Source organism: Vibrio halioticoli NBRC 102217, from assembly GCF_000496695.1.
In the GTDB taxonomy this organism is placed as follows: Bacteria; Pseudomonadota; Gammaproteobacteria; order Enterobacterales; family Vibrionaceae; genus Vibrio; species Vibrio halioticoli.
This window is the reverse complement of sequence record NZ_BAUJ01000057.1, coordinates 1-19,522: the sequence shown is the minus strand read 5'-3', so window position 1 is coordinate 19,522 and position 19,522 is coordinate 1. Positions and strand designations below refer to the sequence as shown.

Annotated in this window: 14 protein-coding genes; 7 read left to right on the top strand and 7 right to left on the bottom strand. The window is 44.8% G+C overall.

Annotated features, from left to right (window positions below; translation table 11 throughout):
• Positions 1 to 146 precede the first annotated feature (146 nt).
• Genes panE through csdA form a run of 3 tightly spaced genes read left to right on the top strand, consistent with a single transcriptional unit; the run spans position 147 to position 2,837 of the window.
• Positions 147 to 1,031 carry a 2-dehydropantoate 2-reductase gene (gene panE / locus VHA01S_RS14675; RefSeq protein ID WP_023405142.1) on the top strand — a complete coding sequence of 295 codons (885 nt, stop codon included), beginning with the start codon at positions 147 to 149 and terminating at the stop codon, positions 1,029 to 1,031.
• A complete protein-coding gene (locus VHA01S_RS14670; protein WP_023405141.1) occupies positions 1,028 to 1,633 on the top strand; it encodes a DJ-1 family glyoxalase III in 606 nt (201 codons plus the stop codon). Before panE ends, VHA01S_RS14670 begins: the two co-directional genes overlap by 4 nt.
• Positions 1,626 to 2,837: a cysteine desulfurase CsdA gene (gene csdA, locus VHA01S_RS14665; RefSeq protein WP_023405140.1), complete on the top strand. Its 1,212-nt coding sequence runs from the start codon at positions 1,626 to 1,628 to the stop codon at positions 2,835 to 2,837. The genes VHA01S_RS14670 and csdA overlap by 8 nt, the downstream gene beginning before the upstream one ends.
• A 51-nt stretch (positions 2,838 to 2,888) precedes the next feature.
• On the opposite strand, the gene csdE is transcribed toward csdA, so the two are convergent.
• The 3 genes from csdE to mltA all read right to left on the bottom strand — a co-directional run bounded on the left by csdE (position 2,889) and on the right by mltA (position 5,343).
• The gene (csdE, locus tag VHA01S_RS14660; protein ID WP_023405139.1) at positions 2,889 to 3,314 is read right to left on the bottom strand and encodes a cysteine desulfurase sulfur acceptor subunit CsdE; all 426 of its coding nucleotides are present in this window, start codon (positions 3,312 to 3,314) and stop codon (positions 2,889 to 2,891) included.
• Positions 3,315 to 3,330: 16 nt separating this feature from the next.
• On the bottom strand, positions 3,331 to 4,140 hold the full coding sequence (gene tcdA, locus VHA01S_RS14655) for a tRNA cyclic N6-threonylcarbamoyladenosine(37) synthase TcdA (RefSeq protein ID WP_023405138.1): 810 nt from the start codon (positions 4,138 to 4,140) through the stop codon (positions 3,331 to 3,333).
• A 102-nt stretch (positions 4,141 to 4,242) separates the two neighbouring features.
• The gene (gene mltA, locus VHA01S_RS14650) at positions 4,243 to 5,343 is read right to left on the bottom strand and encodes a murein transglycosylase A (protein ID WP_023405137.1); all 1,101 of its coding nucleotides are present in this window, start codon (positions 5,341 to 5,343) and stop codon (positions 4,243 to 4,245) included.
• A gap of 199 nt (positions 5,344 to 5,542) precedes the next feature.
• Here mltA and argA point away from each other — a divergent pair, with 199 nt between their 5' ends.
• The gene (gene argA, locus VHA01S_RS14645) at positions 5,543 to 6,862 is read left to right on the top strand and encodes an amino-acid N-acetyltransferase (protein ID WP_023405136.1); all 1,320 of its coding nucleotides are present in this window, start codon (positions 5,543 to 5,545) and stop codon (positions 6,860 to 6,862) included.
• A gap of 15 nt (positions 6,863 to 6,877) precedes the next feature.
• Here the strand turns inward: argA and recD are convergent, their stop codons facing one another.
• From recD to VHA01S_RS14625, 4 genes are all read right to left on the bottom strand, one after another.
• Complete coding sequence (gene recD / locus VHA01S_RS14640; protein WP_023405135.1) at positions 6,878 to 9,037, bottom strand: exodeoxyribonuclease V subunit alpha; 2,160 nt, start codon at positions 9,035 to 9,037, stop codon at positions 6,878 to 6,880.
• Positions 9,034 to 12,621, bottom strand: coding sequence for an exodeoxyribonuclease V subunit beta (gene recB, locus VHA01S_RS14635; protein ID WP_023405134.1), 3,588 nt, complete (start codon positions 12,619 to 12,621; stop codon positions 9,034 to 9,036). The genes recD and recB overlap by 4 nt, the downstream gene beginning before the upstream one ends.
• A 268-nt stretch (positions 12,622 to 12,889) precedes the next feature.
• Complete coding sequence (gene recC, locus VHA01S_RS14630) at positions 12,890 to 16,333, bottom strand: exodeoxyribonuclease V subunit gamma (RefSeq protein ID WP_240432738.1); 3,444 nt, start codon at positions 16,331 to 16,333, stop codon at positions 12,890 to 12,892.
• A 57-nt stretch (positions 16,334 to 16,390) separates the two neighbouring features.
• Positions 16,391 to 17,356 (bottom strand): TDT family transporter, encoded by a 966-nt coding sequence (locus VHA01S_RS14625; protein ID WP_023405132.1) that lies wholly within the window; start codon positions 17,354 to 17,356, stop codon positions 16,391 to 16,393.
• Between the two features lie 119 nt (positions 17,357 to 17,475).
• On the opposite strand from VHA01S_RS14625, the gene VHA01S_RS14620 reads away from it, so the two are divergent.
• From VHA01S_RS14620 to VHA01S_RS14610, 3 genes are all read left to right on the top strand, one after another.
• On the top strand, positions 17,476 to 18,381 hold the full coding sequence (locus VHA01S_RS14620) for a LysR substrate-binding domain-containing protein (RefSeq protein ID WP_023405131.1): 906 nt from the start codon (positions 17,476 to 17,478) through the stop codon (positions 18,379 to 18,381).
• A gap of 84 nt (positions 18,382 to 18,465) precedes the next feature.
• The gene (locus tag VHA01S_RS14615; protein WP_023405130.1) at positions 18,466 to 18,765 is read left to right on the top strand and encodes a YebG family protein; all 300 of its coding nucleotides are present in this window, start codon (positions 18,466 to 18,468) and stop codon (positions 18,763 to 18,765) included.
• Positions 18,766 to 18,855: 90 nt separating this feature from the next.
• Positions 18,856 to 19,500, top strand: a complete 645-nt coding sequence (locus VHA01S_RS14610; protein WP_023405129.1) for a MarC family protein — start codon at positions 18,856 to 18,858, stop codon at positions 19,498 to 19,500.
• Positions 19,501 to 19,522 lie beyond the last annotated feature (22 nt).

The window sequence follows — 19,522 nt, the reverse complement described above, 5'->3', positions numbered from 1 at the left end:
GCGCTTTAGCGCCTTTTTTAATGCCGTGAATTCGCCAATAAATGCATTTCCGAGTATCCTAGCCATGAATTTGTGTCCTTGGTTCTTATCTGTGTATTTACCCCTTAAAATACACATGACAATGGGCATTTAGACTGGAGAATGGTTTGAATATTAGTATCCTTGGCGTGGGTGCCATTGGTTCGCTGTGGGCGTGTTATCTACACAATGCGGGTCACAATATCTCTTTGTGGAGCAGAGACACAGCGCCTAGCATATCGCTGTCATTTGCGCAGCAAGCCCCTATTCAATTTCGCGCCAACCAAATCTCGGATATGAATAATGCCGATCTAGTGATTGTGGCAGTCAAAGCATGGCAGGTAGAGCAAGCTCTATTGCCCATTATTCCGCATCTCAAAAAAGGCTGTTGCGTACTTTTTACCCACAATGGCATGGGCGCTGTCGATCCACTGTTAGCGCAATTCTCTGAACACCCGGTGTTATTTGCTACCACCACTCACGGCGCACTCATAGATAATCAGTCTAAAATTCAACATACGGGACAGGGACAAACAATCGTCGGCGCTCTCAACGAGCGTGGCGCATTGCTATCATCACAAATAGTCCCTATGTTAGATCATGCCCTTGCACCTGTATCTTGGGACGATAATATTCAACAAGCTCTGTGGAACAAACTGGCGATTAATTGCTGTATCAACCCATTAACCGCCATCCATAATTGCCGTAACGGCGAGCTTGCGCAAAGTGAGACTTTGGCTCTAATACAAGCACTTTGTGTGGAAATTAGTGAAGTCATGACCGCTGAAGGACTGACTTGCGATAGCGATGCACTGTTTGCCAAAAGTCAGCAGGTTATCCAAGCCACCAGCGAAAATTTCTCGTCAATGCATCAAGATATTCAACATCAGCGTCGTACCGAGATCGACTATATTACGGGGTACTTACTCCAGCGCGCCAAAGCACAGCAGATTTTAACACCGTACAATCAAACGCTTTATCAACAGATCAAACAAAAAGAGGCTCAGCAATGACCATTAAGGCCTTAGTACCCATAGCTCCGGGCACTGAAGAGATGGAAGCCATTACCATCATTGATGTTTTAATTCGTGCTAACTACCAAGTAACGGTAGCCAGCGTTGATCCTGAAGGTGCACTTAGCTTTAAAGGTTCGCGTGGCATTGTGCTCACCGCTGAGGTGAAACTTGTGGATGTAGCCGATGAAGAGTTTGATGTTATTGCGATGCCCGGCGGCGTTGGCGGCGCTGAGGTTTTCCAACAAAGCATCCTGTTGGTCGAAATGATCAAACAGCAACAATACGATGGCCGATTAAACGCTGCGATTTGCGCGACCCCTGCATTGGTACTGCAACACCATCAGTTGTATCCAAAAGCATTGATGACTTGCCATCCACACTTTAAAGCGCACATTCCTGAAAACAATTGGCGAGATAAACGCGTCACCTATGATCAACTCAATAAACTGCTGACTAGCCAAGGCCCAGCTAGCGCTTTTGAGTTTGCCATCGAAATCATCATTTTGCTTTCAGGTAAAGCCTTTGCTTGGAGCGTAGCTGAGCCTATGGTGCCACTACCTAACCTTCATTATCACGAATTAGGAGCTAAAGGTGTTTGATATTCAAGCCATTCGAGCCCAGTTTCCTGCATTGCAGCAACAAGTAAACCAACAACCTTTGGTGTATCTTGATAGCGCTGCCACCACCCAAAAACCGTTGCAGGTTATCGATACGATTAGCCACTACTATTCGCAGCACAATGCCAATGTACACAGAGGTACGCACAGCTTAACGGCCAGCGCCACCAGCGCATTTGAGCAAGCTCGTGAAAATGTGCGTGATTTCATCAACGCAAGCTCCCACAAAGAGATTGTATGGACGCGCGGCGCCACCGAAGCCATCAATTTGATTGCGCAAACGTATGCCAGAAACACTCTGCAAGCAGGTGATGAAATACTGGTCAGTGAAATGGAGCACCACGCCAATATTGTTCCTTGGCAAATTGTGGCGGAGCAAACTGGCGCGAAAGTCGTAAAGATCCCGATGTTGGACGATTGCACTTTAGATCTTGAGGCTTTTCAAGCACGCCTTAATCACAACACCAAGATCTTAGCCATTGGCCAAGTTTCTAATGTCACCGGGACTCATCATCCTGTAAAACAGATGATCAAACTGGCTCGCCAATTTAATACTGTTATCGTACTTGATGGCGCGCAAGGTATTGTTCACGAGGCGGTTGATGTGCAGGCGCTAGATTGTGATTTTTACGTCTTTTCTGGTCACAAGCTGTATGCGCCAACGGGTATTGGCGTGTTATACGGCAAACTGGCTTTACTTGAGGCGATGCCACCTTGGCATGGCGGCGGCAAAATGGTGCAAAAGGTCAGCTTTTCTGGCACCTCATTTAGTGAGCTTCCCGGCAAATTTGAAGCGGGTACGCCGAATGTAGCCGGCGCTTTAGCCCTCTCAAGCGCGATTGATTGGTTAACCAGTATCAATCATGCCGAGGCTGAGCAACATGTGCAGGCGTTGCAACACAAAGCCTACCAAGCCATTTCAAAAATTGAAGATATTGAGATTGTCGGTTATCAAGCAGGAGCCAGTATTTTAAGCTTTATTATGCCGGGAGTGCATCATGAAGATATTGCGACCTTGCTCGATCAACAAGGCATTGCGCTACGCGCGGGACACCACTGTGCTCATCCACTGATGGATAGCTTAGGTATAAAGGGAACGGTGCGCATCTCTTTTGCTGTGTATAACAATGAGCAAGAAGTGGATGCGCTAATTGCGGCTCTAACCAAGGCCGTTGATATGCTTTAGCGGCTTCTCAACAATCGCTAAACCTATAAACCTATAAACCTATAAACCAACCTATGCACTGAGTGTTTTAATTTGCTCAACAATTGCTTTAAGCCCATTGCCTCGCGATGGGCTTAAATGTTGGATCAAACCAAGTTTTTCAAAATAGTCATCGATATCAAATTGCTGAATTTGTTGACTGTTTTTGCCATTACATACCGTCAGTACCAAGGCAATCAAACCGCGCACAATGCGCGCGTCAGAGTCAGCACAAAACTGCCAAACTCCGTCAACTTGCTTACCCACCAACCATACTTGGCTTTCACAACCCGCCACTAACACCTGTTCAGCTTTTAGCTCATCAGGCATTGCGGGTAATTGCTTACCCCACAAGATCACCTGTCGATAACGCTGCTCCCAACCTTGGCATTGTTGCATCTGCGCAAGGATATCCTGTTCAAGAATGGTGCTGCCAAACGGGTTTTCTGGGTATGTCATGATAAGTAGACCTTAATTACGCGCTGTGTTTTTCAATCAATTTGGCAATGATACGCGACACTGCGACAAAACCAAAGGTGGCAGTCACAACAGTGGCTGCGCCAAAGCCAGTCGCACAATCCATTCGCTTAGGGCCTTCGGCTGTGGCTTTCACCGCGCAGACACTACCATCGGCTTGCGGGTATTTAAGATGCTCTGTAGAAAAGACGCAATCGATGCCAAACTTACGCTTTGGATTCTTGCTAAAGTTATGGAAACGGCGCAGTTGATCTTTGATTTTCTTTGCAAGCGGGTCTTGCACTGTCTTGCTCAGATCCGCCACACTGATTTGCGTTGGGTCGACCTGACCACCAGCACCACCGATAGTGATCACTTTAATTTTGTTGCTACGACAATAGGCCAACAATGAAGTCTTAGCTTTAACGCTATCAATGGCATCTAATACGTAGTCGTATTCTTTACTCAAATATTCAGATTGATTTTCTGGGCCAATAAAGTCATCAATCAGATTCACTTTACACTCAGGGTTAATTAGCGCGACACGCTCTGCCATCACTTCAATTTTACTCTTGCCCACAGTGCCGCTCATAGCGTGTATTTGACGGTTGATGTTAGTCACGCACACATCGTCCATATCAATTAGAGTTAACTCACCCACGCCACTGCGCGCTAGCGCTTCTACTGCCCAAGAGCCCACACCACCAATACCAATCACACACACGTGCGCGGCACGTAAGATTTCCACTTCGCTATTTCCATACAGGCGACGCGTACCGCCAAAACGTTGGTCATAGGATTCGGATGCTGGGGTGGTTAATTCTCGCATGAGCTTTATCTCTGAACTGTAAACAACAAGAGTGCGTTTTATACGCACTCTTGTGTTTAATGTCTAGTCTTTGCCGTGTTTAGGCTGACTTGTAAAATCGAATCACTGTTTCCCTTTTGGCAATTGCCATGGATTAGCGGTGACTGAGTTTTCTAAGCCTAATTTCCAGACGCGGCCAAAGTGCTTATAGTGCCCAGACTGTACACCTGCTCGCTCGCCCATACCGTGATAAAGATCGAGGTGATTTTGTTTCACTGCGCCACCGGTATCTAATACCAATAACAAGCGCAAAGCGTGTGTACCAGACCATGTGCCGTCGGCATTAAGCAAAGGCACTTCAGCTAAAATTGGCGTGCCCATAGGTAGCCAAGATCTGTCTCCTGCCACTGCTGCCATTGGCAATAAAGGAATGCCTGCCGAACCACGCACCGCTAAATCATCTTTCGGGGCGAAGAACACATAAGAAGGGTTTTGCTCTAATAGCTCTTTTACGGTCTCTTCATCGTTTTCAGACACCCATTGTTTAATCGCTTTCAAAGACATGTCTTTGCGCTCGACTAAACCGCGCTCAATTAAGATGCGTCCGATACTGACGTAAGAGCGATTGTTTTTCCCCGCATAAGCGAAATACTGCATGCTGTTGTCATCGCCAAAATGAACAAAGCCACTGCCCTGCACTTCCATTAAAAATGGGTCAATCATGTTGGCCGCGTAACCAAGTTCTAACCCTTTGCCCGTTAATGCCCCATCATAGATTTGAGCACGAGTAGGACATTGGCTACTGCAACTTGGCTTACCGTAAACAGGGTATTTATAGGTTTGATCAGGAACATGACGTAATTCAATGACCGGAGAAAAATATCCAGTAAATAGCACATTCCCTTTATTGTCTCCGCCACGCATCTGCGCACTTTGTACGCCAAAACGTTCTAGGTCAGCAGGATCTCCACTTTGCAATGCCCACTCAGAAAGGTGTTGGTACAACTCTTGGTACTTAGCCGCCATGGAAGGTGAGTTATCTAGCACCTGCTTAGCCTGCGCATCAAACGAGTTTAAATCTCGAAATGCATTACTATTTATAGTTTTAGTTTGCGTAAGAGGCTGAGTAAATTCTTGGTCAAAATATTGCTGACCATTATCAGTATTCTGGGCACAGCCCGTTAATAGGATCGCAACGGCAAAGAATGGAATAAATTTGTGCATAGGATGGGTTTTATATCCTTAAATAAACCTTAGAAAGTCAGAATGACAAACTCACATGCTTTACGCAATGCTTGTTAAAGAAAACACACACATTAAATCTAGAACTGTTATCGCATTCTTTTAATATAGAGTCATTTAAACAGTTGCAATCATATAAATACGCATTATTATTGTATAAAAATTCACATCAGAGTTGGTTATGTCTCGTAGTACTGAACTGGTCAAAGGATTTCGGCAATCCACCCCATATGTAAATGCTCACCGTGATAGCACTATGGTTATCTATCTCTGTGGTGATGCGTTAAGCCATGATAATTTCCCTAATATCGTCAGCGATATTGCACTACTGCATAGCCTTGGCGTGAAGCTGGTATTGGTGCATGGCGCTCGCCCGCAAATAGACCAACGCCTTAGCTTACAGTCCTTATCTTCCCCTTATCACAAAGGGATTAGGATCACTGAGTCAACGACCTTACCGCATGTCATGCAAGCATCAGGGCAATTACAGCTCGCCATTACCGCTCACCTCTCTATGAGTCTCAACAATACGCCTATGGCGGGAAACCAACTCAATGTGGTCAGCGGTAACTTTGTGATTGCGCAGCCATTAGGTGTGGATAACGGAGTGGATTATCAACACAGTGGGCGAGTACGCCGCATTGATGTTGAAGGCATCAACCGCGCGCTTGAGCAAGAGTCGATAGTATTGATTGGCCCAGTGGCAGGCTCCGTTACAGGCGAGTGTTTTAACCTAGTATCAGAACAAATTGCCACTCAAGTAGCGATAAAACTAAAAGCGGACAAACTGATTGGTTTTAGCTCAGATCAAGGTTACATCAAACCTAATGGTGAAGTGGCTGCAGAGCTGTTCCCACACGAGCTAGAAAGCATCCTACAACAAGGCATGCCAGGCAATGCTCCTATCACTGAACGCTTCTTACAGGCAGCAGTAAAAGCCTGTGAAAAAGGCGTACAGCGCAGTCACCTTGTGAGCTACCTTGATGATGGTGCTTTAATACAAGAGCTATTCTCTCGTGATGGTATCGGTACACAAGTTGTGATGGACAGCGCCGAGCAAGTGCGCATTGCCACCATTGATGACATTGGCGGTATTTTAGACTTGATTGAACCGCTAGAAAGTGAAGGCATTTTAGTGCGTCGCTCTCGCGAACAGTTAGAGCGAGAAATTGAGCGATTTACTATCATAGTCAAAGATCAGCTCATCATTGGTTGCGCCGCGCTCTATCCTTATGTCGAAGATCAAATGGCCGAAATGGCCTGCGTAGCTATTCACTCTGACTATAGAGATGGCAACCGCGGCGTGCATTTATTAGAGCACATGAAGCATCAAGCCTATGCGCTCGGAATCAAACAACTGTTTATTTTGACCACCCGCAGTTTGCATTGGTTTAGAGAGCAAGGTTTTGCTGAAATTGATTTAGAGGCACTGCCGATTAAAAAGCAGGACCTCTATAACTTCCAACGAAAATCAAAAATCTTAGCGCTGGATATCAACTAAGACATTTCGCACCCACTAGCTATCTGTTTGCAAACGTTGCGACAGATGGCTACTTCTTGCGGTTTTTTGCTTGATAGCGCGCTGCATAATACCAACATCAGCATACACACCCAGACGATTCTTGGCGCGCGTCACACCGGTATAAAATAACTCTCTGGTCAGTATCGGTGTCATCGTTTTCGGCAGTAACAATAACGTATAGTCAAACTCACTGCCTTGCGATTTATGAATAGTCATTGAATATGCGGTTTCATGTGGCGGTACGCGACTTGGAAGCACGCCTTTTACGCTGCCATCAGGCAGTTCAAAATACACTTTCAATCTCGGCTCTTGTAAGCTTTCATCCAACAAACAAATGCCAATATCACCATTATACAAATGCTGACTGTGATCGTTACTATTGACCATCACAGGCCTTCCTATGTACCAAGTATCTCTATCCGCAGCAATTAAGGCTTTCCGTGCCAATACTTTTTCAATATTGGCATTGGTGCCTTCTACTCCAAACTCGCCTTCTCTGACTGCACACAGCAAGCGGGTTTGCGCAAAGCTTTGCAACACAGTGCGCGCAAATGCAGACATGCTTAACGTGCCATTTTGCTCAAATCTAAGGTTTAGGTACTCTTTATAGCGAGTCGCTAAAGTATCAATCAATTGCGCGTAACGCTCACTGTTGACCTCAAAGTGCTCGATATCTTGATACTGACTGGCAAACACCTCTGTCGCTTTACTGCTGCTACCTGAGTTGATAGCGCGTGCTAACTGACCTACGCCAGAGCGACTGTGAAAACGAAAGCTCTTTTGCAATACACACAAGCTATCACTAATCGCCGTACCCACATAAGGTGATGCAGGCAATTGGTAGCCGGTTAACTTATTTAGAAGCTCGCTATGCGCCGCGCTGTAACCTTGTCCGCCAAGTTGGCAAATATCCCCTAATACCGCCCCAGCTTCCACAGATGAAAGCTGATCTCTATCACCCAGTAATATCAAACGCGCGTTCGCTGGCAGTGCGTTGAGCAATTTGAACATCATAGGCAAATCGACCATGGAAGCTTCATCGAGAATCAACAAATCTAAATGCAACGGATTCTTGGCATTGTGTTTAAACTCTGTGCGATTAGGAATAGCGCCAAGCAAGCGGTGTAATGTGCTGGCAGAGGTGGGGATTTTTTCTTTTATCTCCGGTGACACAGGCAAGGAATCAATGGCTTGTCCGATGGATTCGGTCAGACGCGCCGCCGCTTTTCCCGTTGGCGCAGCAAGCTTGATATCAAGTTCCACTTCACTTGAGGCCACCAGCGCAGCTAACAATTTAGAGACAGTGGTGGTTTTGCCCGTACCCGGGCCCCCTGAAATTACACAAAAGCGGCGCGTAAGCGCAGTAGCGGCGGCCACTTTCTGATGGTTTAAACACGCACTTAACGGTATGTATTCATTTAATACTTCAAGGTCGCTGGCTGACTTAGCACTGCTGGCAATCGCCACCAGTTTATCCAATGCAATGTCAGCGGTGTCCACCACATCCAAAGACTCACAAATGGCTCGATGAATTTGCGCATCACTGGCATTGGCTTTTTTAAGCGTTTGAATATCTTTAAACAGATAACTTAACTGCCATGTGAATAATTGATCTAACTGCAATCTCAACACAGATAATTGCTGCGCATCCATCGCGATAGGCTCAGCGTATTCCAATAGCTTTTGTGCCAGAGCCCCTTCAAAGTGCCAATATTTCTGCAAATACAAACTGCCAAATTCAAACACTAAGGGTAAGCGCATAGCTTGTTGAAAATCTTGCGCAACTAAGCTCGATTTAGTGAGCTCATCCGCCCAATCACAGGCAAATAGTTGTGGGTCAAAAAGTGGCTCAAGTTGTGTCGCGCCAAAGGATTTTAATGGATTCCAAGCATTACTAACCGGTAAGCATGAATTGCCTTTACTGAGCTCATAACTCACCGCGCATACCATTACCGCAACATGCGCCGCTGATGCGGTTTTTTCTTGCTCGGAAAAAAACTTAGCCAACTGAAAATCAATATCGCGCACCATGCCCACACCAGCCATAACGTGTAACCAATCTAGCCAGCTTTTCTGGCGGTATTTACTCAATTGCTCTGGCGCAATCTCGGCCACATTGAGCACTTCTGGAAGGCTTTCACTCGACGCTATCATTTTATTGCCTCCTCACCACGAATATGAGCATCTAATTCATTGAGCATAGGTAACGATGGTTTCGCGGAAAATACCCCGTATTCACCACTGCCATCCATGCCACGTAAAAACAAATAGAACACACCACCAAAATGCGTTTCATAATCGTAGTCTGCAATACGACTGCTTAAAAAGCGATGCAGTGCCAATGCATAGATTTGATACTGGGCATCATAGCGATGATCTAACATCGCTTTGTGCAAATTACTTTGGTGATAATCTTGAGCAGAATCGCCTAAATGGTTGGATTTCCAATCAAGGACGTAATATTTACCTTGATGCTCAAACACCAAATCAATAAAGCCTTTTAGCATCCCTTCCACTGGAGCAAAACCAAGATCGCCTGCTTGAGCCGTTAACGGATCATGCTGATGGGTAATGGCATTAAATCGCGGCGCAGAGAGAAGCTCTATCGGCAATAAAAACTCCATTTCTACCAGCCTTTGCTGAGGGTTTTTATCGCACAATCTCATACCCTGACCATCAAGGTCGGTCGAGAGCACTTTATCGACCATATCTTGCAATACCGGTAGCCACTCTTCTTCTAACTGCTCTTTGATTATAAGCTGACGGATCACTTCACTGTTTTTGTCGCTAAATGCCGACTGGGTATATTCCACTTCTTCAAACAAGGTATGTAAAAACGTGCCCGGACGTGCGCCACGCGGAAAGTTAAACATACTCTTTTGCATAAGGTCGAGCATTGGGGCTTGATCCTGAGAGGCGTCCACATCTAAGGTCGTATCCAGCCAAATACTGTCGTCTTTATGCGCATGACCATGCCCTTGCTTAACCAAACCTGAATAACTGGTCATCCGCCAGCGCCAATCAATTTGTTGCTGCATTTTATTGGCTTCAAGCAAAGGCGCATCTTGTTCAATTGGAATGTAACAAGCGTCATCAGGGGCAATGGGGTCGCATACGGTAATGGATGGGTATTTCTCTTCCAGCTGACTTAACGCAGCGCTCAGCGCCGAGGCGTCTTGCTCTTCGCCTCCTTGTAACAAATAGCCAATGGAGCTCAAATGGGTCATCACCTTTTTGCTGCGACCGTCTTTGAGCGCCGCCACGCCAAGATAACAAGAGTACACAGCGCGAGTCACCGCTACATAAATAAGGCGCAGATCTTCCGCTAGACGCTCTTTATCCGATAACGCAATTCCCTCTTCATTATTGTCGAGATCAAAGCGGGTGCATTGTTGCTCGGCGTCGTAATACAAGGCTTTATCGCTTTTGCGACAAGCACTAACAAAAGGCACAAAAATAATATCGTATTCTAGTCCTTTCGACTTATGGATAGTGACCACTTGCACTAAGTTGCGCTCTGACTCTAAGCGTTGTTTCTGCTCATCTCCTGACTCACCATCGTATGCCTCATCAATGGATTCAGAAAACCAACGTAGCAATGCATGATCACTTTCTAGCTCTGCTGAGGCTTGTTGCAATAACTCGGCAAGATGCATTAAATCAGTCAGCACTCGCTCACCGTGTGGCTGTTTTTGCAATCGCTGGGCTAATTCTCGGTGCTGAATAAGCTTGCGGATCATCGGCATGATCCCAGACTTTAGCCATAGCTGACGATAATCACTGAACTCTTGGCTAAGCAGTTCCCAATATTGCTCATCTTGGTTTAATCGCTCTAAATCAAATAAGGAAAGATCAAACAAGGAACTGGCCGCCGCAGTGCGCAATGCTCGGTCATTTTCAGAATTTAAAGCGCCTTGCAAAAATAGCATCACATCACAGGCCACAGGACTGGCAAAAACGCTTTCTCGGTTGGACAGATAGACACTGGCTACGCCTTTTTCCGACAACGCTTGTCGCACTAGGCTTGCCTCTCTACCTGTGCGCACCAATACCGCGATATTTCCAGCTTGAATCGCCTTATCTTTTGCGCTGTGTAGCAGTGCATTGCCTTGATCTGAAGCGCTTAATAGTCGCTGTATTTGAGTGGCGGTCGACTGCGCCATAGTGTGGTTATAACTGCCTTTGGCTACGCCGCCCTCTTCTTGCTGTTGATGCCAAACTGTCATCGCCGGCTGAGTTTCACCATGCAAAGACCACGATTTTTTGTCCGCACCTGGGCTAGGTAGCACTGAGGTAAACGGAATATCATCGTTGTAGATAAATGGCGCTTCTGACTCGACAAACAGCGCATTACTGGCTTCAACCATCTGCTCACTTGAGCGCCAGTTTGTCGTAAGATTAAAGTGCGAAGTCACTTCATTACGAGCGCGAATATAGGTAAAGATATCCGCGCCGCGAAAGGCGTAAATCGCCTGTTTAGGATCGCCAATCATAAATAACCCGCACTCCGGGTGATCTAAGTACAAATGACTAAATATGTTGTATTGCTGAGGATCGGTATCTTGAAACTCATCGATCATAGCAATCGGATAAAGCTGGCGAATTCGCTCGGATAACAAATCTTCTTCGTCGGCTTGCAAAGCATGATCTAACTGACTGAGAAGATCATCAAAAGAAAGCTTTTGCTGCTGGCGTTTGGCTTTTTGTAACTCTGCTCGGCATTCAGGGATCGCATTGCCTAGAATAGCCAGTTTAACCTCTAATTTAGGCAGTTGATAAAATGCCTCTAGCTGATCAAATATCGCATGTTCTGGCGCTTGTTTGCCTTCTTTGGTTTTAGCTTGCAAAACACTGCTACAAAAGCGCTCTAAACAATCTGGCATGCCAAGAGTGCTAGGCGTAACCTCTGCCCAACTGTCCCCTTGTGAAATCCAATTTGGCACGTTTCTTTTGTTATAAGGATTTTTGGTAATTCCAGAATCTGCAATTAATTTTTCTAGCTCTGAGCTTACCGCAAGCCAATCACGCTTTAACTCATCAATCAGCGCGACTCTTTGTGCGTACAAGGCTTCTAAATCACCGCTTTGCGCTTGAGAGTGAATATACACTTCATTGCCACTAATAAAGCGGTCAAGCTCGGTAAGTAGGTCGTGGGGGTGACGCCAGTGACTGCGAATTTCCGCTACCATAGCTTCATTCATTTGATAAAAATGACGTCGCCAGTAGTCTGATACCACTTGCGCTTTCAGCTGACTTTCATCTTGAATAAATTGGTTTTTAAATCGGCTGCCCGATTCAAAGGCATTTTGCGTAAGCATGCGCTGACAAAAGCCATGAATGGTAAATACGGCGGCTTCATCCATTTGTCTTTCTGCGGCCAGCAATAACTCACAAGCTCTGTCTCTATCTTGGGTTTGTTCAAGTAGAGGTTTGATCACAGGATCATCACTCACCCCTCGGCTAAATGCGACTCTTGCTTGGTGTATACGTGCGCGAATACGATCTTTTAATTCGGCGGTTGCCGCTTCGGTAAAGGTCACGACCAGAATTTGTTCAACATTAAGTGGCTTGTTGTGGGCCTGACCATTGTCGCCATGACCTAACAACAGTCGCAGATAAAGCCCAGCAATCGTAAATGTTTTGCCGGTGCCAGCCGAAGCTTCAATAAGACGTGCCCCATGCAAAGGGAATGTCATTGTCTCAAGTGGCGCAGGAATTATGTTCGTGACCTCTGTCATGGTGAACCCTATCTAAATATGTGACCAATGTTATGAAATGAGCTATCGCCTTGAAAGGGCTGGATACTTGCGCTCAAAGTTTGCGATCCCACTCACTGTTATCGTGTTTCGTTCCAAGTAGGCTTGCGCTCGAATGGTGAGGGATTTGCCATCTATAAATATAAGAAATAAGAGGTCTCTGTGACCCTTGGGCCGTCGGTATAAAAACCCCTACATATAATATTCCTGACGCCCCCCCCCCCTCTCTCTTATCTGCAGCTAATCGCCTTTACTTAGTAGTTAACCTTTCTTGTACCGGCAAGAAGACTCTTTGTGCTAAACGATACCCAGACTCTGCCAATGCGTCATCCCATTGCGGCCACGCTCTGTGTATGTAAATGTCTTGCGACTCTCCCGCGTTATAGTCATCGCCTAAAAAGCTTGAATTGAACTTAGCTTGAGCCGCTTCGCGAGCCACATCACTATCATTTTTTTGTAATTTCTTACTCATTTCTTGCATCGCGCTTTGCGCTGAATAAGGGAAATAAGCAAGAGGCTGAGTCATACCTTCAAAGAATAGTGCCAGCAGATCTTGCAGAAAATCCAACGCATCTTGCGCAGATATTGCGGCAATAGAAAAATACTCCACCTCTTTGCTATTAGTGATACCAATAAGGTGGCTGGTTAGCGATTGATTGGATGCACAAGCACATAAGTGCTTGATCCATGACTGTAAAATATCTTTTGAGCGAATGCGACCGACTCGATAGTTAACCAAACCAGAAGCGTAGTGATTGTCTAGCCAACCCGTGATAGTAAGATTATGTTCGCCATAAGGAACACTGACAGACAACGGAATTGAAGGCTGCTTACTACTGGTGTAAAACTCAATTTCAGAGACCAAGCCCATCATTGCCGCTTTATTTTCTGCCACTTCCAAATCGCCAAATTCGCCAATCGGCAGTTGCCCAGAGCTGCGATAATATTGAGACACTTGCTCTACTTGCGTCTCTCCGCCATCGAGCATAGCGGCAACGATTTCATCGCGTAATAAATAACGCTCCAAGCCACCTAAAGCAAAAGGCTCATCGTCTTCCACTATCTCGCTATCGCGGTTAAACCAAACTTGCAGGCGATGATTGAAGAAATATTTTATCGGCAATGACCAAAAAGCGAGTAGCTGATCCAATTCAATCTCGTTAACGCTGCCTCTTTCTAAGAAATAATCGATAAGTGGCGTGGGCGCAGTTTGTTCGATAGAAGAAATGCCATTGGCAATAGGCAGCCATTCAGAGGCAAAACTGGCGTTATTTAAAAAAGCGTCTTTACTAAATGGCGTCATGGCATGGGATGAGGTTAAATGACTCACAAGCAAGTCACCTGAGTCATCAACCGACAAATATTGGTCCCCAACCAGACAATAGTTTTGTGCGCAATACTCTTGCAATTCGGTTAATAACACCGAAGGTAAGCACTCACTATTATCTAAAATTGATTGCCCAATATAGCTAATGTATAGGGTTTGCTGAGCAGAAAGTAGCGCCTCTAAAAACAGGTAACGATCGTCATCTCGACGGCTTCTATCCCCTATGCGCGTTTTCACTGACATTAAATCAAAACCTTCAAGAGGAACTGAGCGTGGATATACCCCATCATTCATGCCCAATAAACACACCACTTTAAAAGGAATAGAGCGCATTGGCATTAAGGTGCAAAAATTCACTTGGCCTGCTAAAAAGCGCTGACTAATGCGCGAGTTATCTAATTTATCTTGCAAATACTCACTGATAATTTGATGACTTAGCTCGGAGGTTAACGCCGCTTCAAAGGTTTGCTGAGTCAGTGAAGATAGCGCGTCACGAATACTGGTTAAGGCGATTTCGTTTTCAATGTCTAACTCAAAGAAATCATTGGCTAACTGGTTTAATTGCGCTTGCCAATCCGAGCTATGCAAAGGTGTTTGCAGTGCGTTGCGATAGTGCAAGACTTTGTCGATAAACGCGGCCAGTTTTCCAGCAAGCTCTCCTTGCATACCTTCTATTTGTTCATACGGGGCTAAAATGCCCTCGCTCAACTCAAAAGCTTGGTTGGTAGAAGACATACTGTAGCCAAGCAAAATACGTTGTAAGCCAAACAGCCATGTATTTTGATTTAAGGTTGGCAGTTCAAATTCAGTTGCGGTGGCATCATCAAGCCCCCAGCGGATTCCGGCTTCTTGCGTCCATAGATTAATCAAATCAAAGTCAGTTTCTGACAAGCCAAATCGTTGCAAAATAGCGGGCGTCTCAAGGATCTCCATCATTTCACTGCGACCACAGCGACTATTCGGAAGTGCCAGTAACTGCAAAAACGCATTTAAGATTGGGGTTTCTTCAGCAACACTTCTATCAGAAATGGAGTATGGTATTCGCCTGTCTGCGGTTGCATTGCCAAAGATAGCTTTGATGGCTGGGGAATAGGCGTTGATATCCGCCACCATCACTATGATATCGCGCGGCTTAAGGGTGGGATCTTGATTAAACATCGCCAGAAGTTGGTCATGCAGCACTTCTACTTCTCTAGTAGCGCTATGACAACTATGAATAGAGAGCGAAGTATCTTGCGCAGAAACACAGCCTTTGTGCGTGCTTTGATCCAATTTTGAATCGTCTTGATGTTGCTCTAATTGCAAGATGTTTTGTTGTATTTTTTGCAGCAATGACGTTGGCTCAATATCAACAAAAGCTTCGACTTCATTACTGCCAAGATCGGACAACAAATATAGATTATCGCGCCCCTGCTTACCCATTGAAGCTAACAAGTTGTTGCTGATTGCATCATGATGAAACTCTGGTAATGCGTTATGTTCGATATCGCCTTTAAGTACCGCAACGCCTTGCTCGGTTTCCATCCCTTGTTCATTCCAGCGAATTCTCGGTCTGACTAAGTTAGCCATCTTCGACAATGTGCGCGGATCTTTAATGTCGCCCCAATAGTAACGACATGGATTGTGAAACATAAGGTGCACATCGATATGCTCACCCAGCGCTTTGAGCGCTTCAAGGTATTTAGGCGGCAATGAACTAATGCCAAACACAAATAATCGTTTAGGCACATTATTACTGCTGATCTCGGAAGTGTTTGCTAAAGCATCAATAAAGTCTTGATAAAGATTGGCACGATGGTACTTAGATTGCTCTAAATCTTGAGTAAATTGATATAACTCTCGCCACAGTATTCCCTGCCAAAGACCTTGCCCTTGTAACTCATCAGGATGTTCATTTTGCTCCCAAGCGTTAATGTAATCGGGGCGATACACTAAGTAACCATCGAAGATATCGGCAATTTTTCCCGCTAATTGGAATAGCTTAGAGTCGTCATCATCTTGCTCTAGATAAGAAGCTAATGGGGAGAATTCAGGCTCAGCAAGCTTGCTGGGTAAAACTTGCATTAGCTTCCAAGTCATCGCTTCTTTGTTAAATGCACTGCGCTGAGGAACGTCCGGCAACACTTCAATGAACATCTGCCAAATGAAAGTCGCAGGTAGCGGGAAATTAAGATTGGCCGCAATCCCCATCTCTTTAGCTAATTCCATTTTTAGCCATTGCGACATGCCCGGACTTTGCACCAAGATTTGCTCTTGCTCAAAAGGGGAAGCAAGAGGTTGCTGGCGAATTAGCGCAATCAATAAAGACTTAAGAAGATCGATTTGGTTTGAATGATAAACAGTAAACAAGGCAGGCTCACAATCCATTGAATCAATTGCAATAATGTTACCACACACTAGTGCAATTGATGTCGCTATGTGAGGTTATTTACTGCTAATTGCCAACCTTGGTTGAATCAATAAATTATTGAAATATTGTATTGCCACGTAACTCACAATGATAAATGCAACCCCTAACTCCAGTACCGCTAGAGTGTGAACCTGCTGAACATACTCTGTGGCGATATTCATATTTGTCATCCATACCGCCACCTTAAACATAGCGGTTGCACTGATCACCAATGGGAAAGTAAAAGCAGCATAACCTGGGCTAAACGGCAGTTTTAACAGGCGATAAAACGCCATGTAGATAATGGCTGTCATAAGGATTGCGATACCAAACAATAAGGCAACAATCAGTGGCGATGGCGACGCCACAAATGATAAGTAACCGGCTAATGATAAACTGGCTGGCGCGGCTAAAATTGCCAATGTCGGCTTGGCGGCATCTTGCACGAGTTCTGAAAACATCAAACGATAAATCATTATCGGCAACATGATAGCGTAGGCAATCATGCCAAAATATAAGGTCGCCGCGCCAATCCAATGCAAAGAGGCACTGCCTGAGTAAGTTAAAGCGGCCACAATAATTCCTACCGGTGGTACAAACCAACTCGGCAGCATATGACTAAGCTCAAAATTTTGACTGCGATGAAAGGTAAAGCTCATTAAAAAGATAATGTGCAAAATTACCGATACGAGCCATAACACGTTGCCGAATAACGCCCAATGCTGACCAATAGCATACGACACTACCATACTTGCCATAGCAAAAGTGGGCACAACACTCCCCACTACTGGATGAGATAAATCTTGCTTTAATAGATGTGAATGAAGTAAGAATTTACCGCTCAAAATCAGCAATAATGTTGCCGCAATTACCGCGCCTATCATTTGTGCATATCCACCAAACATGCCTAAATTTTCTAGGCTCCAGCCTAAACTGGCAATACCTAAGGCCAAACCCGCCATTGGCGTGGGTGCATTGGCTAAACGAGATTGTGCTTGCATGTGATTGCTCCGCAGATTATTAACCGCTGTTCATTAAGTTGATGCAAAGAGTGTATTCTTAAGTTATGTTTATTAAAATTTAAAGATTTAAAACTAGCGTTAAGTAAAAATAAACACTTATGATTTCTTTTACCCTAAGACAACTCGAAGTATTTACCTCTATTGCCAAAGCAAGCTCTATGTCCAGCGCCGCACAAACACTATGCCTATCGAAAGCGGCGGTGAGCCTATCTCTTAATGAGCTAGAAAACCAACTTGGACATACATTATTTGATAGGGTAAATAATCGCCTTGTTCTCAACAAAGAAGGCTCTACTCTACTGCCCGTTGCGGATGAGTTACTGGATCGAGCTCGGGCTATTCCCTCTTTGTTTAATGATTCAAATACATTGAGTGGGGAACTGAATGTAGGGGCCAGTAATACAATAGGTAACCAACTACTTCCCTACCTGATTCGAGATTTCAGGCAGCAACATCCGGCAGTACGTTTTAGCACCTTACTAGAAAATTCATCGCTGCTTAGTCAGAAAATCATTGATTACCATATTGATATTGCCCTCATCGAAAGCAATGAAGACTCAGATAAACTGACCCATCATCCATTTGGTTTTGACCGAATGTGCATTATTTGTAAGCCAGACAACCCTTTAGCGAAAAAGAACAAGCTATCCATCGATGAACTTGAAGCCAATAACTGGCTGTTAAGAGAACAAGGCTCTGGCTCTAGAGATTATTTCATTCAACACATCGCGCAACATTTAACCCAATGGCAAGGGGAATTTGAACTAAGCAACAGCGAAGCAATCATTAACGGTGTTGCGGCAGGGTTAGGTTTAGCCTGTTTATCTGAGCTTTCAATTGATAGTGCATTAAAAGCTGGGAAAATCAGCAAGCTCGAGATTGATTTACCCTTAGATAGAACAATGCAAATTGTGCTACACAAAGATAAGTATTTAAATCCACTGCTAGCGGCATTTTTACAATACAGTCTTGAGTGGCGATTGAGCGATCACTGCACAAAATAAACAACTCAGCTAGACTGTAGCGCGTGATTTAATGTATAAATAACCAGTATTCAATTATTAACAATCAATTTATGAGGATGGACCATGGCTGTTATCGTCAAGTACGTGGTAGAACGCAACGGAGAAGAAAAGATGACTTTTACCTCAAAAGCCGAAGCGGACGCATATGACAAGATGCTGGATATGGCTGATGAACTATTTACTCTGTTAGGGAATAGCGAAATCATCACCGATGAAGGCCAACAAGAAGAGCTTTCAATGTACTTAGCTAAGCACAAAGAAGAAGTTTTGTACGCTTTGGGCGCAAAACGTAAGCCAACACCGAAAAAACCAAAGGTTGTGAGTCAGGATGATGTCAACTCAGCAACTTCTGACGCTGCATAAGTAGCCGTAACTAATATAGTCCTTTATCATATAGGGTATCTCTACCTCCAAACTGCAAGATAGATTGCTAATTACCTTACGAAGGACTATATGAAAGACCTTATCATACATGCCCTAGCTGTGTTCATGGGCTTTTTTGCTATCATGAACCCAATCGCTAATACGCCTATCTTCATCGGTTTGACTCGTGGTAACGATCATCAAACAGTAAAGTCTATAGCACTGCGCTCTTGCATTATTGCTTTTATTATCGTCACCATATTCGCTATTTCAGGAAAGCTCATCTTTGACCTGTTTGGTATCACTTTATACGCCCTCAGAATTACCGGCGGTATTTTGGTATTTATGATTGGTCTGAACATGTTGCGCGGTAATAACGAACACCATAAGCCAGAAAAATCGGCCAGCCACACCATAGCGCAAAAAGAAGCGGCGCTGAGTATTGGCGTATCCCCTCTTGCTATGCCTATCCTTGCCGGCCCTGGGACCATTGCGACCGCAATGAACTTTGCAGCAGTTGGTGGCAACTTTGAAGTTATTATTACTATTATCTCCTTTGGACTGCTTTGTGGACTGACCTACGCGCTGTTTGTCTCTGGAGAGCAGTTTGTTCGAGCTATTGGACCGAGCGCACTAAACGTAATTACTCGTATGATGGGCTTAATACTGGCGGTTATTGGCATGCAGATGTTGATTGAAGGTATCCATCAAGCTTACATCGCGTTGTTTGTATAATACCAATCACACTAAGTAAATG

Coding starts and splice junctions, on each gene's coding strand:
- VHA01S_RS14670 (WP_023405141.1), top strand. CDS start 1,028: ATGACCATTAAGGCCTTAGTACCCATAGCTCCGGGCACTGAAGAGATG.
- csdE (WP_023405139.1), bottom strand. CDS start 3,314: ATGACATACCCAGAAAACCCGTTTGGCAGCACCATTCTTGAACAGGAT.
- tcdA (WP_023405138.1), bottom strand. CDS start 4,140: ATGCGAGAATTAACCACCCCAGCATCCGAATCCTATGACCAACGTTTT.
- mltA (WP_023405137.1), bottom strand. CDS start 5,343: ATGCACAAATTTATTCCATTCTTTGCCGTTGCGATCCTATTAACGGGC.
- argA (WP_023405136.1), top strand. CDS start 5,543: ATGTCTCGTAGTACTGAACTGGTCAAAGGATTTCGGCAATCCACCCCA.
- recD (WP_023405135.1), bottom strand. CDS start 9,037: ATGATAGCGTCGAGTGAAAGCCTTCCAGAAGTGCTCAATGTGGCCGAG.
- recB (WP_023405134.1), bottom strand. CDS start 12,621: ATGACAGAGGTCACGAACATAATTCCTGCGCCACTTGAGACAATGACA.
- recC (WP_240432738.1), bottom strand. CDS start 16,333: ATGGATTGTGAGCCTGCCTTGTTTACTGTTTATCATTCAAACCAAATC.
- VHA01S_RS14625 (WP_023405132.1), bottom strand. CDS start 17,356: ATGCAAGCACAATCTCGTTTAGCCAATGCACCCACGCCAATGGCGGGT.
- VHA01S_RS14620 (WP_023405131.1), top strand. CDS start 17,476: ATGATTTCTTTTACCCTAAGACAACTCGAAGTATTTACCTCTATTGCC.
- VHA01S_RS14615 (WP_023405130.1), top strand. CDS start 18,466: ATGGCTGTTATCGTCAAGTACGTGGTAGAACGCAACGGAGAAGAAAAG.
- VHA01S_RS14610 (WP_023405129.1), top strand. CDS start 18,856: ATGAAAGACCTTATCATACATGCCCTAGCTGTGTTCATGGGCTTTTTT.